Below are 15,106 nucleotides of genomic sequence, written 5' to 3' on the forward strand. Positions count from 1 at the left end.
GTTATGACGGTGAAAATGACATCCAATCAGCCTTACCTGTTACGTGCTTTCCATGAATGGATTGTGGATAATGATTTAACACCACATATTGTGGTGGATGCCACGATTCAGGGGGTCGAGGTACCACAGGAACATGTTCAGCAGGGACAGATTGTATTAAATGTGTCTCCTGGTGCGTGTCAGCAACTGGTGATAGGTAATACTGATATCAGTTTTCAGGCGCGGTTTGGTGGAGTTGCTCGTCAGCTATTTATACCCGTGCACGCGGTTCAGGCAATTTATGCACGTGAAAATGGCGCAGGAACTATTTTCGAAGTAGATCCTGAATTGGCAGAGGAGCCCGCTTCAACTGAAGCAGAATCATCACCCACACCGCCTAAAAAAGGCAAACCTACACTGAAAGTGGTTAAGTAAGATAAAAAAGCGCCGATAGGCGCTTTTTTATTACTCGTCACATTATCATTGTTGCATATATTCAAACGCCTTTACTACACGTGCTACACCGCTGATATTACGGGCGATATCCACCGCAACATTTGCTTCGTTGGCATTGACTAAACCCATTAGGAATACTTCCGAATCTTCAACCATTACATCCACATGCAGACCGTCAACACGTTCATCGGCGAGTAAATTGGCTTTGACCTTTGAGGCCAGCCACACATCGTTGGTACGAGTACCAGCGGTTGTAGGGGTACCAATGCGAATTAAGTTGTGCAGTTTGCGAATATGTTGCACGCTTTTGGCGGCTTGCTCCGCTTTGTTCCTTAAATCGTCGTTAGGTGCCTGTCCTGCTAACAGTACAATGCCGTTGTAAACATTCACATTAATATGAGCATATTCTTCAATTTCGGGGCTTTCAGCCAGAAGGTTGTTTACCCTCGCTAACAGGGTTTTATCATCAATCTGCGTGCCCATGGTGCGTCGGTCATGTACTGAAGATGCCACACCCATTCCACCTGCTACCAGTGCCGCTGCACACCCCTGAAGGGTAATCAGGCTGGCAACAATTAAAATACGTAACATATCAATCCTCACTGTGATCGGGGAAAAGTGAATTATCGATGCATTCACATAATATATGCAGCACCAACTGGTGAACTTCCTGAATACGCGCACTGCGATTTGAAGGGACGCGCATTTCCATATCATTAGGACCTAATAAGCCGGCCATTTCTCCACCATCACTCCCCGTTAAAGCGATAATAGTCATGTCACGACTCAATCCAGCTTCCATTGCGCTAATGATATTGCGAGAATTTCCGCTGGTTGAAATCGCCAGTAAAATATCACCTGGTTGACCAAAGGCCCGCACTTGTTTGGAGTAAATTTCGTCATAACCAGAGTCGCTGGCAATTGATGTAATGGCAGATGTGTCGGCCGATAAGGCTATGGCCGGAAGGCTGGGGCGTTCACGCTCATAACGGTTAAGCAATTGTGAGGTAAAACGCTGTGCGTCAGTGGCGGAACCACCATTGCCGCAACTTAGAATTTTGTTGCCGTTGATCAGTGCATGCACAATCATTTGCGCAGCATAATCAATCGATTCAGCCATTGTTTCGCTGGCGGCAATTTTAGTCTGAATACTCTCAGTAAAATTGGCCTTAATCTGTTCAATCACTTTTACTTAAACTCCTTGAAACCATTCGACTTTTTCACCGTGTATGGCGACCACATCGACGCGGTAGTCTACCATTGCCGGGTTTAACTTTTTATCATGTAAATAATGGGCTACTGCAGATTCAAATTTTTTTCGCTTGGCCGGATGAAAATACTCCTGAGCATAACCATGGGACTGACTTTTACGGAATTTAACTTCAACAAACACCAGCATCTGGTTTTGTTGCATAACCAAATCAATTTCACCAGTTTTACAGCGGTAATTTTGTGTTAAAAGTGTTAGACCCTGATGAGTCAGATAGTTCGCTGCGTGCTGTTCAGCTTGTTTTCCTGTCAGACTTGATTGAAGCGCCTTAATCCATTTCAACGCGAATAACCTGTTCCTGTTCAACTTTACCCATGGCAAAGCGCTGATGCAGTATATCGTTGTCATCCAGCGATATTTGCCCTGTTAGCCCGTTTACCCGTAGTTCAGGCAAAATCGCCATGTGTTTCAAATGAGGAATCACACTATAAGCGTCATAACCCATGGCAAACAAACGTTGCAAACTGTCGGTATGTGCCGGCCATAATCGGGTAAAAGTATGTTTAAGCTGTTGCCAGGGATGATTAGGCAACATCCAGGGCATATCAATAAAGGTAAGGTTGCGTAAATCGCGCAGTGAATTGTTGCTTAATACCTGCGTGTAACTACGCGAGGAGCCGTAAACTGGGATCACTTCCGAAAACGGGCTGATGCTCGCCTCAATAATAGGCACTAATAACTCGGTTTCTTCAGCATTAGCAAAGACGACAATAGCATCTACGTCCTGACGGTTGCGGTAAAAGGCGTGAACTTCATTAGGGTAAAGATTTTCTATTTGTCTGATGCGACTACGGCTTTGGTTAACTTCAAGCAAATTCGCAATGCCGCTGCGCATGCTGCCACTGGATTCAAAGGTAACAGAGTTAGGTGTGTATTGTGTCTGTTGCTGCCAGGTTTGCACAAAGGTCGACAACATACGTTGCATGCTTTTATTGGCCGAAGATATCACCACCGGATGTTGATAACCTTTATCCAATAAATGTTCCACGAGTTGATTGGCTTCATCTTCTGGTGCCAGTGCAAAATAATAGTGCTGTGACGGCTGAGGCGTGTCTGTTGAGGCGTTCTGTGTCGGTATCATATGCCCGGTGTTAATACGATTTAACGCCAGCACTGGCTTGTCGGCAGGAACTTTCTTTAACAGTTCTTCAATACGGTCTTTTTCCAGTGGGCCAACAATAAAATCATACTGAGTGGCGATTGCCGTCATATCACTTTCAGTCATTAAGTTGGAATCGATGAAGCTGACTTCAGGCCGTGCATTTTCGTGTTCGAAATAAGCAGCAAGTATGCCTTGTTTAAGGGCTTCCCCTTGCAACTGTAAACGTCCGGATAATGGCAGTAATACAGCAACCGTTTGTGGCTGATATTTGTCTGTGTGTAATGCTTTGTCCAAATCACTGGGCATACTGTTAATGGCGGGGTGGTTTGGATAACGATTTTTCCACACGCTTAATGCCTGCGCCATACGATACGCATCCGCTGAATATTTGCGTGTGATTATTGTCAGTTCTAACCAGGCGTCTAAGGACGGATATTTGGATTCAGCTTGTTCTAACTGATTTAGACTAAGCTTTTTTAACAGTGGCCAAATATGTTGGTTGGCGTTTTGATCATAGTTGCTAACTTTCTGCCAGGCGTTGGCTGCTTCAATCCAGTTTAACTGGTGTTCGAGTAATTTAGCTTTGAGTAGATAAAGACGTTTGTTTAAGCCCATTTGACCGGTAATGGTCTGAGTTAAATCGTTGGATTGCTCAAAGAATCCCATATCAAATAAACATTCGGCTTCAATTAAATTAGCTTGTGAAATATCGAGTGGAACGTAAAGCTCCGGGCGCAGAATATCAACCAGCTTTATGCTTTTGTCGCATTGTTGTTGCTGTAGCCACATTTCGGCGGCTTTAAATAAATACAGGTTACGACGATCCGGATTGGCTTGTTTAGCTTTTTCCAGGTAATCATTAGCGCTCAATTCGGTTTCGATGGGTTCAACAGGCATTATTTGAGTTTGTGGTTGTTGAACGGCTTTTTGTTTTGGCGCAGAGCTACAGGCACTAAGTAATGCCGCTAACAATAAGCAAGATAACCTGAATTGATATTTCATTATTGTGTTTGATCCCTTATTACGGCAAACCAGTGTTGTTAAGGCATTGACGTTACACATGAGTTTCGCAGTTATTGTAAAGACGCCCCCGGCAAATTCAATCTTATGTTGTGTTAAAAAAGACAGGTGACCGATAAATGGCTATTTTTAGCGATTATTAGGTGTAAAATGCCCGCTTTAAAATCGGGTAGGGGAAGCAGCCGTGCAAGCGTCGGGAAATTTATACATAGTGGCAACGCCAATTGGCAATATGGCCGACATCAGTTTGCGTGCGATTGAAACCCTCAATCAGGTTGATTTGATTGCAGCCGAGGATACTCGTCACAGTCAAAAGTTACTGCAGCACCACCAAATTCAAACGCGTTTAATATCGGTACACGAACATAATGAAGCCAAGCGAGCTTCACATTTAATTTCGCAACTTAAACAGGGGATGAATATTGCGCTCATTAGTGATGCGGGAACGCCGCTGATTAGCGATCCCGGATACAACCTGGTTAATTTGTGTCGGGCAGAAGGCTTGAACGTTGTACCAATTCCGGGAGCCTGCGCGGCGATTACCGCTTTGTGCGCTGCGGGGCTGGCCACCGATCGTTTCCGCTTTGATGGATTTTTACCTGTAAAAATGCTGGCACGTGAACAAGCTTTAACGGTATTACAACAAGAAACGGCCACAGTGGTTTTTTATGAAGCGCCGCGTCGGGTATTGGATACGATTAAACTGGTTCAGCAGGTCCTGGGTGATGAAAGACAATTAGTACTGGCTAAAGAGCTAACCAAAACCTTTGAAAACTTTATCAGTGGTCGTGCGCAGGATGTGATTGACTGGTTACAAGCAGACGAGGTGCATCAAAAAGGCGAATTTGTGTTGATGATAGCGGGTGCACAAATTGATGCATCACAGATCCCACCTGAGGCTATTGCCTTGTTAAAGCAGTTAAAGGAAGAACTGCCACTTAAAAAAGCCGCCGCGATTGTCGCGGCGCATTATGATTTAAAGAAAAACGACTTATATAAGATAGGATTAGAATTTGACTGATGCTCATAGAGCATCAGTCTCGAATTAAGCGAATATCAGGCGCTTATCCATTTGTTTTTTAAGTAAAAACAGACTGAGCAGGCTTTGCAGGCTGACGGTTATAACAGATAACCACCATACTTGTTCGATTGCAAAAGTCTCTTGCTGCGACAGCCAGATGACAGGCAAGGCGAAGGACAGAAGTCGTGTGGCACTACTAAGTAATGCTGGCCAGGTATTACCTAATCCCTGAAACATACCTGAGCAGGTAAATACCAGTCCGGTTGGAACAAAGTTCCAGCAAATCAGACTCAGAAATCCACTGGCCACCGCGAGCACTAACGGATCATCCGAAAAGCCCCGCACAAAGGTATCAGCCTGCCATAGGCAAATCAGTGTTAATAACGCCATTATCAGGCTACTGAATACTGCTGCTTTGGCAAAGGTCTCACGTACTCTGTGTCCCTGTTTTGCACCAACGTTTTGTCCCGCAATTGCCGGCGCGGCAAATGCAATCGCCATTGCCGGTAAAAACAACGCTTGCATCACCCGTGAGCCTAATCCAAAACCCGCTTGCGCCTCTGCGCCAAACTGCTGAATTGCCCAGTAAATCACAGCCATATAACTGAACATCAACAGAAATTCAGCGCCTGCCGGAAAACCGATAGCGAATATGCGTTTCAGGCTATGCCATTGAGGTAACCACAGGCTGAAGTCCACTTTGACGTAGTGTTCCAGTTTAACAAAGTAATACAACAAAATAGCGACACCGATTAGTACAGCAATGGAACTTGCCATGCCAGCACCTGCCACGCCAAATGCCACGCCTGTGCCCCAACCTGCAATTAAAATCGGCGCTAAAACAATATTGATTAATACCGACAATAGTTGCACTAACATCACAGGTTTAACGATGCCGGTGCCACGTAAAGCGGCACTCATGGCTACCACCGCGAATTGCAACGCCATATTGGGTAAAAACCAATACAGGTAGCTGGTACCTGCAGCGATAATGGCTTCATCTTGTGACAAGGTCTGCATGTAGGATGCACTTAGTCCATAACCAATAGTCAGGGTAATTGCTGCCATTAACGCCGATAACAAGAGGGACTGATTAAAAATGATATTGGCATCGGTTTGATCTTTTCGTCCTGCGGCATGGGATACCAGTGTTGCCGTGCCCACATTTAAAATTTGTGTGAGGGCAATAATGATCAAATTGGCATTACCTGCTGCGCTTACGCCAGCAATGGCTTCGCCTCCCAGCTGACCCACAAAATATAAATCCACCAAAAAGTATAAGGTTTGTACCAGTAGTCCAATGGCGATGGGCACCGACATATGGACCAGATGTTTACCAATCGATCCCTGGGTTAAGTCTTTCACCGTTATTGTTCCTTTATGCCCGCAATGCGCCGAGTAACTGCAGGCATTGTTCGATTTGCTTGCTGGTTAATGATTGCGTCGCTTTTTGTGCGCTTTGCTCAAATGTGGTTAATGCATCGCTTAGAATCTGTTGTCCGGTATCGGTCAGTTTGACTAAGCTGACGCGGGCATCGCGCTGGTTTTGTTGCTTTTCAACCAGATGATTTTTTTCCATTGGCAACAATAAGCGTGTTACGCCTGAGGCACTGAGACCAATCGCATCGGCCAGTTCAATGCGGCGCATGCTAGATTGTGGTGCTTGTTGCAGAGTTAACATCACCATCAATTCTGTAAAACTGATGCCATGCAGACTTAGCGAGCGGTCCAGTGGTTTGAGTAAACCCGACTGTGCCTGAAATAACGCCATGGCAAGCTGCATGGCTGAAGTGAGTGATTGCATATTATAATTCCTGTTTGATAAATATGCTTGCAATATACTTGATTAATCAAATATATTGCAAGTTAAATCTGCTGAAAATGTAAACATAAAGTTTTTGCTAAAGGATTAACTGTGCTTAGCTGAGTTTGCTGCGAATAATATCGAGACGAGTTTTTATATCCTGCCAGTCGCTATCGCTGATGCTTTGCTTTGCCAGCCCTTGTTCTATTTGACCAGCCTGATGATGGATAAAGTTAAGGTGTTGATCATTGTGTGCCATATCACACAATCTCATCAGGGACTCCAGTTGACGAATTGATACCGCCAGACTGGTGCTGGAATATTGTCTGATTTGATCAAATGCGGCATTGCCAATACCACTATAGGTGATGGACTGATAATACAAACGCAATGAACCTTTATTATCGAAATAGCCCGTTTGTGGGAAAGTCTGGCTGGAGAGTTTGCACAAGGTAGCGGTTAGTTTGTCGACGCAGGTTATAGCGGTATACGGATCGTTTACACCGGGTGAAAGTGCTCTTAAAGCAACTTCAACTAATTGGTGTACGGCAAATTCAGGATCCTGGATAGGTGAGCGTTTGGCCCCAATAGTCAGACATTTAAGCGCTTCTTCATACAAGGCTTGTTTGGGAACTGAATCACTATGGATTTCGATCACAGCTTGTTGTTCAACCACAAAATCCCCAATTTTTGCTGTCACTTGAGCAAAACAATCATGCTGCTGCATTCGTTTTACTAAGCCATTAAAATCAATGGCTTGTAAGTAACCGCTGTGTTTTACACTGATGGATTGCTTACGTGAATAATCGGGCAACTGGTCAACGCCTGCGTTGTTAATATCATTAGAAGGCGCTTGTAGCGGAAATAAACTATCCACACTGCTTTGTAACTGACAATACACATCATCAATGACGTTATCTGCCTGAATAGAACGTGCAACGTGATGAATAAAATAGATCAGCACAAATACACTGAACAAGGTTATTAACAGGCACCATAAAATCGATAATCCAGGTACGTAATCTGAATCGGCAAAGGCATCAATTGCTCTGACTATTGCCAGACAATAAACGAAATCAGCAATAAACAAACCCAGCACCACCTGAGTGCTGGTATCGTTCATAAAGTTACGTATAAGACGCGGGCCGAACTGTGATGATGCTAAGGTGAGAGAAACGATTGTGATAGAAAAAGTAATACTTACCACCGTCATCATTGAGGATGCGATGGTGGTGAGCAATTCCCGGGCTGCATCGGCTTTTATCTGATAAAGCAACTCAAACGCATCGAGTTGATTGAGATGGGCAAAACGGTCCAGTGAAATAAACAATGCAGCGGCACACAGTGAACCTATTACTAACAGACTGGGGATAAACCAAAAGCTGGTTTTAATGGTATCAATAAGTGCCAGTAAACGTGTTGGTTGAATGTCTGCGATTTTGCCCATATGTGCCTTTATCCAGAAAATCAGAGAGTTAGCTTACCATTGTTTTGGTTCTGATGGTGGTGGTTGTTTTTGGACGATACTTATTACTCAGCCAGATGATGCATGGCACGCCAATTATGCTAGGGAGCAACCAAGGGATCATTTGCGCCTGACCGCTAAATAAATGGGCAAACAGGGCACGACCACCAAAGGCGAAAAACGCGGTGTAAACACCGATACCTGAGCCTAAAATCGCACCAATATGTTCAACTAACCATGAGTTTTTGCTCTTATTAAACATATATCGCAGGGCGCCAATCGCGGACAATAATGAAATACCTGCAAAAACCTGCAATAAAATACGACCGCTTTGCAGGCCAATGAAACCGACAATCAGGCTAGTTACCAACAAAGATAAAACCAGTAGCAAATAGGTGGGAGTGCGCAAGGCTGACGGATTATTTTTGTGTTTAATCACCAGTTCACTATGACGAACATTGTTGATAACCAGCAGTGACAACATCCACAAAAACAACGCGGTAAAACGAATGCGTTCAATGATATCTGCAATGGGTTTATCACCGTTGTATCCATCCGGATAGCGTATGGCGATGGGGGCGATCATATCCAGTGAACTCATAACTAAACCTGTGCCAGCAACAAAATACATGCTGGCAACGTACCACTTACCAATGCGTTTGTGGTTGGCTGAGCCTTTACGAGTGATTAGCGGAAGCCAGAATACAATCAGTGCAATAGCACCAATGGCGACATGAACATAAAGTAAAAATTGATGGGTGAAGTACATTTGCTTATTCCTTGGCAATGATGATGGTGCTATTGAAGCGTATTGAGGAAAAATTCATCAGTGCCAAAAGTCATCAATTTAAATCATGACTTTTTACCTATTTTTAAATTTTGTGTCTGTCGGCATAATGCAATAATGAAACAAATAACTCGTTTAAAAAACGGTAACTTACCGTTTCAAATAGAAGATCTGGCGGCAATCGTCACCATTGTTCTGGTGGGCGGTTTGGCATTATTTAGCTTCGAAGGAAGTAAGCTACTTCACCTGGCTTTGGCGGGCTGTATTTTATTGTTTTTGGCTGGCTGTGCAATTGCAACACGCGATCCCACCCCCAAGATCAGTTATCAACTACGCATGTTTTCGCTGATTGTAATGCTGTTGAGTGTCTTCGTACTTATTATGATTACCGATGCCTTGTTTCTGGCGATACTGTTAATTATCTGGGTGTCGCTACTACCGTTTTACACTAAGGTGAATAAAGCAATAGGCATTATGTTGGTGGTTAATATCGCCTGGTTTTCGCTGTATCAATGGCGCTGGGATGTGGAGAGTATATTGATTACCGCAACCTTATACGGCACCTTTAATATCTTTGCTATTTTAATGTCTTATCAGGCACTTAGAGCGAATGAAAATGCTGAAAAAATGCAGCAATTGAATCAACAATTACTGGCGACGCAACATTTGTTATCGGAAGCAAGTAAACAACAGGAACGTACAAGGATTGCACGGGATTTACACGATTTACTGGGTCATCACCTGACCGCATTAATTATTAAACTACAGGTAGCCGAATATCGTGCACAATATAACGCTAAACAGCAGATTCGTGAGTGCCATGATTTATCCAGATTACTGTTAAGTGATGTGCGAGAATCGGTGTCGGCGATGCGTGAGAATACTCCTTTGCACTTTACGGAAAGCCTGCAATTGTTATTTGAGAAAGTGCCCAGAATGTCCTGTCACCTTGATATTCCTGATGATTTGCAGATAGATAATATTCAATTGGCGCAGGCCCTGTTGTTTTGTGTACAAGAGGCGTTGACCAATAGTTTGCGCCATAGTTATGCATCGGCATTTTGGTTAACGATAGAGCCGCAACAAGGTCAGTTGCAGATATCGATGCACGACAATGGTCGTAATATGACAGTCGATAATATTTGTAAGGGTAATGGACTTACCGGGATGGAAGAACGTATTCAACCCTTTGGTGGAGAGCTGGAACTGGCAGTGAAAGCGCAGGCATTACATATTGTTATTAGGCTGCCGTTTCCACAATAGGACATTATTATGCCGATTAAAGTGTTATTGGTAGACGATCAGCAATTATTGCGTGAAGGCATCAAAAGCCTGTTATCGATTTCAGACAAAGTACAGGTGGTAGGAGAGGCGTCTGATGGCACGCAGGTGCAGGGGAAAATTGAACAAACTCATCCTGATATTATTCTGCTTGATGTCAGTATGCCGAAAATGAATGGCATTGAGGTACTGCAACAGCTGCAACAATTACAGATAAATGTGCCTGCGATTATTCTTACTACCTTTGATGATCATGAATATATCGTTGAGGGATTAAAAGCCGGTGCCAAAGGGTATCTGCTAAAAGATGTATCACTGGATAAGTTGATTGAATCGATTGAGCATGTGGTTGCCGGAGGGCAGTTGCATCAACCTGTTTTAACTGAATCCCTGATCAGCCGCTTAGGACAATCCGCAGATAAAAGCGACGATAAAAACAGTGAAAGTTTAACCGCGCGTGAGTTACAGGTATTGGGATTAATGGCTAATGGCTGCTCAAATAAAGAAATCGCCGATGTGTTGTATAAATCCGAAGGGACAATAAAAAATCACGTGTCCAATATTCTGGCTAAATTAGGGGTGCGGGATCGCACCCGAGCGGTGTTATTAGCAATGGAAAAAGGCTTGTTGAGTCATTAATTTTAAATTGTTTAGTTCCGATATTGTGGCATGTTATTCCACAAGTTCTGATGACGGGCATCCGAGAAATAGTCGTAGGTATGCCAGCAACGCGGAACCAGATCCTGATTCTTACGTTCCTCAAAGTTGGACACAAGTTTACTTAAAATTTCCAGCAGTCGTTCGGGGCTTACCACCTCGAAGGCTTTACGGGCTGGTTCAAAATAAAGGTTGTGTGATTTACTAATAACGAAATCAGGGCAATTGGAGTTGTATTCGAGGTTACGGGTAACACAACGTGCAATGGGTTCATCCGGGTTATCAGGGTATAAACGATTCACCACGGCGTATTCATATTTATCTATATCACGTTTGTCCATTTCTTTGGGGATAAACGCCACACCAAAACCTTGCGGAAAATTACCGGTAATACGTAACAAAGCATCTGTGGCTTTGGCACTAAACATGCCTTGCTCCGCACCTTTGGTTAGCATTTGTCCCATTTTGGGCATCACGGCCAAAGGTTGGTTTTGTTTGGTCGTTAAAGCAATTGACGCATAAACCTGAGGTAATTTGAGGATATTACCTATGCCATTTTGAGGTTTCAGAGAGCTTTTGAGTATTTTAATGGCAAAAGCCAGTTTGTCTTTTTCTATTTGATTAAAAATGGCTCTTTCATCCTGAGAGTTGCCAGTATAACGATCAGCCCCCAAGGCATTTTGCATATATAACAAAGCCTGTTGGAAAGTGGTTTTTAATAACGTCTGACGTTCGTCCTTTTCCAATACCCGGAATTCATCTTGTTTACCATCTTCCCCTTTGAGAATAAGCTGTGCATCCGGATGCATGCGACCAATATCCTGAACCAGAGCCGCAAAGATAACGGGTATTTTCACGCGTTCCCGAAATAAAGGATGGCTGGTAATCTGGTCGTCTTCAATATCCCCCAGTGCTTTGATTTCATCAATTTGAGCTGTGACGTAGGGATCAATAATATCGTTGGTCATTACCAATTGATCGAGCAGGCGTAACGCTAACGTTGCTTTATATATATGTTTGGAAAACATATTCTGCAACCGGACTTTTCGCCCAATTTCCGGCGTCAGCATAAATAAGGTGCCTAATAATCTTGCGCTTCGGCTATTGTTTTCCTGAAAACTCTGTCCTTCGGCCAACTCAAGTAAGTTATTGCATATCTGCTTAACTTCACGGTGTCTTTCTATACGCTTCTCATCGACTTTTTTATTAAATACTTTTAACTGGGAACTAACAATACCTTTGGTTTGTTGAAGGTTTTTCTGTTTTTTGTTGTCAGTGATCTCTTCTGCTTTTTTGTCGATGGCTTTCAGCTCAAGCTGCATTTCCCGTTTTTTCTGCTGTATTTCTTTCGCCTGCTCAAAGTAATCACTGGCCTGCTCATACAGAGAGTCCTGAACTGGGCTGACATCATGAATTTTGTACAGTAAATTTTTGATGCTGCGAAGATAACTGGACTCTTTAAACACCTAAGACCTCTAAAAATTACTTTGTATAATAACAAGTTGCGAAATGTATGCTGAGTTGATTCTATGTCAACTTGTTAAAAAATGGGAATTATTAACGCTATTTATTATTAACAGACAATTATTGCATTAAACAAACCCAATACACACAAATCACAAAAAAACAGTAGTTGTAAAGGATAGCTACTTCTCGCAAGGATGAAATGGTTTTGCGTTATAACGTATAAAGCTCAAGATTGCTTTTTTATTCAGGCTAAATTCATGTATCCTTCTGGTGTATAAATAGTCAACTTTCGATGGCATAACATTCAGCTAACAGGCTGCAACATTGACTTAATATTAAATTTTTATGCATTTTTAGGGATAAATATGCGACCTGAAGTAAAACCCGACAATCCAAATTTTTCATCCGGTCCTTGTGCCAAGCGGCCAGGATATGATGTGGCCGCTTTGGATTTGAGGTTGCAGGGGCGTTCCCACCGTGCCGGTATTGGCAAAAATGCGTTAAAGCTGGCCTGTACCGAAACAGCTCGCATTTTGCGCTTGCCAAAAGGTTATCGTGTGGCTGTCGTACCGGCTTCAGATACCGGCGCGATGGAAATGGCTATGTGGTCTATGTTGGGGCCTGCGCCCATTGATGTGTTGTATTGGGAAGCTTTTGGTAAAGGCTGGGCAGAAGATATTACACAGCAGCTGAAACTGAATGATGTCAGGGTATTAGCTGCATCCTACGGGCAGTTGCCCGACCTGACCGAAGTAAACCCTCAACACGACATTATATTCACCTGGAACGGCACGACCTCGGGAGTCTGTGTTCCTGATGGTGACTGGATTAGCGATAAACGCACCGGACTGACATTTTGTGATGCTACCTCTGCTGTATTTGCCAAAAATCTGCCGTGGAAGAAACTTGATGTAGTGACGTTCAGCTGGCAAAAAGTATTGGGTGGTGAAGGTGCCCATGGCATGTTGATCTTAAGCCCCAAAGCGGTAGAGCGACTTGAAAGTTATACACCAGACTGGCCATTACCCAAAATTTTCCGTATGACCAGAAATGGATTACTAACGGAAGAGCTCTTTGAGGGGGCAACCATTAATACGCCATCCATGTTATGTGTGGCGGATTATCTGGATGCTCTGAACTGGGTGGATAGTATTGGTGGCATTGCAGAAACAGTAAAACGCTGTAATCATAATCTGGCTATTCTCGAGAATTTTGTCAGTCAACATGACTGGATTGCTTTTCTGGCGAGAAATAAGTCTATTCGTTCTAATACCAGTGTTTGTTTAACACTGGATTTATCACCAGAACAAACCAAAAAAATGATACTTTTGCTGGAAAACGAAAAAGTGGCGCTGGATATTGCGCCTTATCGTGATGCTCCTGCGGGGCTACGGATATGGTGTGGCGCCACAGTAGAAAGTCACAATCTTAGCGCTCTGCTACCCTGGCTGGAATGGGCATATCAGCAAGTCACTCGTGACGCATCACAAATAACAGAAATGGAAGCCTGATAATTTAGTGCGAAAACATTGCATTGAAAGGCTGGATTTTTACGCGTTGCCCGGCCTGCTTGTCACCAGAGTCCTGCTCCAAAATTAAATAGCAGTTTGCTTGCGTGACAGAGCTCATTACGCCTGAACTTTGACGGGGAAGTGCTTTAGCCATTATTTCGCCGTTTTCATTTAACCAATAAACACCACGCTGAAAATCAGCGCGTCCCGGACGTTTTTGTACATCTTGTGTAAGTTGTGCATAAAAATACGGTGATTCGGCCTGTTGCGCGCCGCATACTTTGCGCAATAGCGGTAAAACCAGCTTTTCAAAGGTGACATAAGACGACACCGGATTACCCGGTAAGCCACAAAAACTGGCGTGGTTTAACTTGCCGAAAGCGAACGGTTTGCCCGGCTTAATGGCGACTTTCCATAAGTTAATCTGACCAACCTCGTCCAGTATCTGCTTGACATAATCCGCATCTCCCACAGAAACACCCCCACAGCTAATGACCAAATCAGCATGTGCATCAGCTTGAATAAATGCTTGCCTTAAAGCATCAGGATCATCTTTGATTATGCCCAGATCAATGACGTCTACTGGCATAATGCTGAGTTTTCCAAGCAGTGCATAGCGGTTGCTTTCATAAATACTGCCTGTGGGTAATGGCTTTCCCGGCATAACCAGTTCATCACCGGTGGCCATGATTGCTACTTTGGCTTTTCTGACGACTTCAAGGTGTGCGATCCCGACCGAGGCCATTAACGCAATATGGGCGGCACTTAAAAGTGTGCCTGCCTCTAAAATACGGTCTCCCTGTTTAATATCCTCACCTGCACAACGGATATTATCGCCGGGTTTTACTTTGTCCAGAATCCTAACTTCATTGTCATTAAGTTCGGTGTTTTCCTGCATTATTACTGCATCAGCTCCTTCGGGAATTACGCCTCCTGTAGTGATGCGAATGGCCTGATTGGGTTGTATTTCTCCTGTATAGGGAGAGCCGGCCAGAGCCTTACCCGCTAATTGTAATACGGTGTTGGGTGTTGCATCCTTCGTACGAACGGCATAGCCATCCATTGACGAGTTAGCTGCGGGAGGCACATTCATCGGTGAATAGATTGCGCTGGCACTTACCCTGCCGACAGCCTGCTCTAACATCACAATTTCGGTTTCGGAGATAACTGAAATTTGAGCCAACATGGTTTCCAGAGCCTGAGCCAGTGGCATTAATCCTGGAGTGTCACAGCTGTTCATAATTAACCTTTTGTTTAACTGCCATTTTTGCCCACATAGTAAGAGA

General features: G+C 43.8%; 15 protein-coding genes. 5 read left to right on the top strand and 10 right to left on the bottom strand.

What is annotated here, in order from left to right; genetic code table 11:
- Nucleotides 1-15: 15 nt before the first annotated feature.
- Nucleotides 16-414, top strand: coding sequence for a ClpXP protease specificity-enhancing factor (locus H8B19_RS05225; protein WP_186505742.1), 399 nt, complete (start codon nucleotides 16-18; stop codon nucleotides 412-414).
- Nucleotides 415-459: 45 nt separating this feature from the next.
- Here the strand turns inward: H8B19_RS05225 and H8B19_RS05230 are convergent, their stop codons facing one another.
- The 4 genes from H8B19_RS05230 to H8B19_RS05245 are packed head-to-tail and all read right to left on the bottom strand — an operon-like array spanning nucleotide 460 to nucleotide 3,809.
- A complete protein-coding gene (locus H8B19_RS05230; RefSeq protein ID WP_186505743.1) occupies nucleotides 460-1,026 on the bottom strand; it encodes a BON domain-containing protein in 567 nt (188 codons plus the stop codon).
- Between the two features lies 1 nt (nucleotide 1,027).
- Nucleotides 1,028-1,621 (bottom strand): phosphoheptose isomerase, encoded by a 594-nt coding sequence (locus H8B19_RS05235; protein ID WP_186505744.1) that lies wholly within the window; start codon nucleotides 1,619-1,621, stop codon nucleotides 1,028-1,030.
- A 6-nt stretch (nucleotides 1,622-1,627) separates the two neighbouring features.
- A complete protein-coding gene (locus H8B19_RS05240; RefSeq protein ID WP_241737486.1) occupies nucleotides 1,628-1,987 on the bottom strand; it encodes a YraN family protein in 360 nt (119 codons plus the stop codon).
- The gene (locus H8B19_RS05245; RefSeq protein WP_186505746.1) at nucleotides 1,974-3,809 is read right to left on the bottom strand and encodes a penicillin-binding protein activator; all 1,836 of its coding nucleotides are present in this window, start codon (nucleotides 3,807-3,809) and stop codon (nucleotides 1,974-1,976) included. The genes H8B19_RS05240 and H8B19_RS05245 overlap by 14 nt, the downstream gene beginning before the upstream one ends.
- A 202-nt stretch (nucleotides 3,810-4,011) precedes the next feature.
- Here H8B19_RS05245 and rsmI point away from each other — a divergent pair, with 202 nt between their 5' ends.
- The gene (gene rsmI / locus H8B19_RS05250) at nucleotides 4,012-4,848 is read left to right on the top strand and encodes a 16S rRNA (cytidine(1402)-2'-O)-methyltransferase (protein WP_186505747.1); all 837 of its coding nucleotides are present in this window, start codon (nucleotides 4,012-4,014) and stop codon (nucleotides 4,846-4,848) included.
- Nucleotides 4,849-4,872: 24 nt separating this feature from the next.
- Here rsmI and H8B19_RS05255 read toward each other — a convergent pair whose 3' ends face one another.
- From H8B19_RS05255 to H8B19_RS05270, 4 genes are all read right to left on the bottom strand, one after another.
- A complete protein-coding gene (locus tag H8B19_RS05255; protein ID WP_186505748.1) occupies nucleotides 4,873-6,213 on the bottom strand; it encodes an MATE family efflux transporter in 1,341 nt (446 codons plus the stop codon).
- A 13-nt stretch (nucleotides 6,214-6,226) separates the two neighbouring features.
- A complete protein-coding gene (locus H8B19_RS05260) occupies nucleotides 6,227-6,652 on the bottom strand; it encodes a MarR family winged helix-turn-helix transcriptional regulator (RefSeq protein WP_186505749.1) in 426 nt (141 codons plus the stop codon).
- A 115-nt stretch (nucleotides 6,653-6,767) separates the two neighbouring features.
- Nucleotides 6,768-8,099 (bottom strand): DUF2254 domain-containing protein, encoded by a 1,332-nt coding sequence (locus H8B19_RS05265; protein ID WP_186505750.1) that lies wholly within the window; start codon nucleotides 8,097-8,099, stop codon nucleotides 6,768-6,770.
- 28 nt (nucleotides 8,100-8,127) lie between these two features.
- On the bottom strand, nucleotides 8,128-8,886 hold the full coding sequence (locus tag H8B19_RS05270; RefSeq protein ID WP_186505751.1) for a DUF2306 domain-containing protein: 759 nt from the start codon (nucleotides 8,884-8,886) through the stop codon (nucleotides 8,128-8,130).
- A 135-nt stretch (nucleotides 8,887-9,021) separates the two neighbouring features.
- On the opposite strand from H8B19_RS05270, the gene H8B19_RS05275 reads away from it, so the two are divergent.
- Nucleotides 9,022-10,167 (top strand): sensor histidine kinase, encoded by a 1,146-nt coding sequence (locus H8B19_RS05275; RefSeq protein WP_186505752.1) that lies wholly within the window; start codon nucleotides 9,022-9,024, stop codon nucleotides 10,165-10,167.
- Between the two features lie 9 nt (nucleotides 10,168-10,176).
- The gene (locus H8B19_RS05280) at nucleotides 10,177-10,824 is read left to right on the top strand and encodes a response regulator (protein WP_186505753.1); all 648 of its coding nucleotides are present in this window, start codon (nucleotides 10,177-10,179) and stop codon (nucleotides 10,822-10,824) included.
- A gap of 11 nt (nucleotides 10,825-10,835) precedes the next feature.
- Here H8B19_RS05280 and H8B19_RS05285 read toward each other — a convergent pair whose 3' ends face one another.
- On the bottom strand, nucleotides 10,836-12,308 hold the full coding sequence (locus tag H8B19_RS05285) for a hypothetical protein (protein WP_186505754.1): 1,473 nt from the start codon (nucleotides 12,306-12,308) through the stop codon (nucleotides 10,836-10,838).
- Nucleotides 12,309-12,674: 366 nt separating this feature from the next.
- Here H8B19_RS05285 and H8B19_RS05290 point away from each other — a divergent pair, with 366 nt between their 5' ends.
- Complete coding sequence (locus H8B19_RS05290) at nucleotides 12,675-13,820, top strand: phosphoserine transaminase (protein ID WP_186505755.1); 1,146 nt, start codon at nucleotides 12,675-12,677, stop codon at nucleotides 13,818-13,820.
- A 4-nt stretch (nucleotides 13,821-13,824) separates the two neighbouring features.
- On the opposite strand, the gene moeA is transcribed toward H8B19_RS05290, so the two are convergent.
- Nucleotides 13,825-15,060 carry a molybdopterin molybdotransferase MoeA gene (gene moeA, locus H8B19_RS05295; protein WP_186505756.1) on the bottom strand — a complete coding sequence of 412 codons (1,236 nt, stop codon included), beginning with the start codon at nucleotides 15,058-15,060 and terminating at the stop codon, nucleotides 13,825-13,827.
- Between the last annotated feature and the right edge of the window lie 46 nt (nucleotides 15,061-15,106).

This window comes from Neptunicella marina, assembly GCF_014270035.1.
Lineage (GTDB): Bacteria > Pseudomonadota > Gammaproteobacteria > Enterobacterales > Alteromonadaceae > Neptunicella > Neptunicella marina.